A 2,024-nucleotide genomic window follows, 5' to 3' on the forward strand; every position below is an offset into this window, starting at 1 on the left:
CATGGCGCGCTTCGCCTATCCGTAACGCTTCCTCATCACTGTGCTGGAAAGCTGACACAAAAAAGGAAGCGGGCCGCAATTCGACGAAGCCTTACCGCATCGCCTTTGCTGCAACATTAACGCAATACGAGAGTCACGGCCGCATATAAGCAATCGCGCGTCGTGATGACGCTGAAACAGAATGGTTACCTTAACGTCCGGTTACACGTCTTTCGCAATGTCGCGTAATCGGAATTTCTGGATCTTGCCGGTCGAGGTCTTCGGCAATTCGCGGAACACGATGTGACGCGGCACCTTGTAGCCGGCGAGATTCTGCTTGCACCAGCCGATCAGATCGTCCGCGCTCGCGCTCGCGCCGGGCTTGAGTTCGACGAAGGCGCATGGCGTCTCGCCCCATTTCTCGTCCGGCTTCGCGACCACTGCCGCGGCCTGCACGGAGGGGTGCTTGTACAGTGCATCCTCCACCTCGATGGACGAGATGTTCTCGCCGCCCGAGATGATGATGTCCTTGGAGCGATCCTTGAGCTGGATGTATCCGTCGGGATGCATCACGCCGAGATCGCCGGTGTGGAACCAGCCGCCGGCGAAGGCCTTGGCCGATGCCGACGGGTTTTTCAGATAACCCTTCATCACGACATTACCGCGCATCATCACTTCGCCCATGGCCGCGCCGTTGCGCGCCACGGGCTGCATGGTCTCGGGGTCCATGACGTCGAGCGCTTCCAGCGCGACATAGCGCACGCCCTGCCGCGCTTTCTTGGCGGCCTGTTCGGCCGGCGACAGGGCATCCCATGCGTCATGCCAGTCGTTGACGACGGCGGGACCGTAGCATTCCGTCAGGCCGTAAAGATGCGTGACGTTGAAGCCCGCGTCCTTCATCCCTGCAAGCACCGCCTCCGGCGGCGGCGCCGCAGCGGTGAAGAACTCGACCACATGCGGCAGCGGTTTCTTCTCGTGCGCGGGCGCATTGAGCAGCGTGGCCATCACGATCGGCGCGCCGCACAGATGCGTCACCTTGTGCGTGGCGATGAGATCGTACATTGCCGCGGCGCGGACCTGGCGCAGGCAGACATGGGTGCCGGCGAGGATCGAGATCGACCAGGGGAAGCACCAGCCGTTGCAATGAAACATCGGCAGGGTCCACAGATAGACCGGGTGCCGGGTCATGCCGCAGGTGACGACGTTTCCGGTTGCGAGGAGGTAGGCGCCGCGGTGGTGATAGACCACGCCCTTCGGATCGCCGGTGGTGCCCGATGTGTAATTCAGCGCGATCGCGTCCCATTCGTCGCCCGGCATGCTCCAGGCGAAATCCGGATCGCCCTCCTTCAGGAAATCCTCATATTCGATGGTGCCGATGCGTTCGCCACTGCCGTCATATTCGGGATCGTCGTAATCGATCACCAGCGGCTTCACCTTGGCGCGCGAAAGCGCATCCTTCATCACGCCGGAAAACTCGCGATCGACGATCAGCACCCTGGTTTCGGCATGGTCGAGCGTGAAGGCATTCACCGCGGCGTCGAGACGCGTGTTGATGGTGTTGAGCACGGCGCCGGTCATCGGCACTCCGTAATGGCATTCCAGCATCGCAGGCGTGTTGGCGAGCACGACCGACACCGTGTCGCCGCGCTTGATGCCGCGCTTTGCCAGCGCGGAAGCGAGCCGGCGGGCGCGGGCGTAGAAATCGCGGTAATTGCGCCGCAGCTTTCCGTGGATGATCGCCGTGTGATCGGGATGGGTGCTCGCCGCGCGCTCCAGAAATTGCAGCGGTGTCAGCGGCTGGAAATTCGCCGGATTGCGATCGAGATCGATATCATACGGCGTCAGGTCCTGGGGCGTTTTCGCCATTGTTGTTGCCTCCCTTTCGGTCGGAAACAACAATAGGAAGCGCGATGCAGCGGATCAATTGCGGCACATCAATTGCGGGCACGATGTGCGAGCTCCCTCCCCCTGCGGGGGGAGGGTTGGGGAGGGTTTCGCGTCGCTCATTACCTGTCATGCCCCGCGCAGGCGGGGCATCCAGTAAA

1 protein-coding gene is annotated in these 2,024 nt (G+C 62.0%); it reads right to left on the minus strand.

The window, feature by feature from the left end; genetic code table 11:
• Positions 1-201 precede the first annotated feature (201 nt).
• Complete coding sequence (locus VN004_RS02335) at positions 202-1,845, minus strand: acyl-CoA synthetase (protein WP_325606630.1); 1,644 nt, start codon at positions 1,843-1,845, stop codon at positions 202-204.
• Positions 1,846-2,024: the final 179 nt, after the last annotated feature.

This window comes from Pseudorhodoplanes sp. (genome assembly GCF_035565855.1).
GTDB lineage: Bacteria > Pseudomonadota > Alphaproteobacteria > Rhizobiales > Xanthobacteraceae > Pseudorhodoplanes.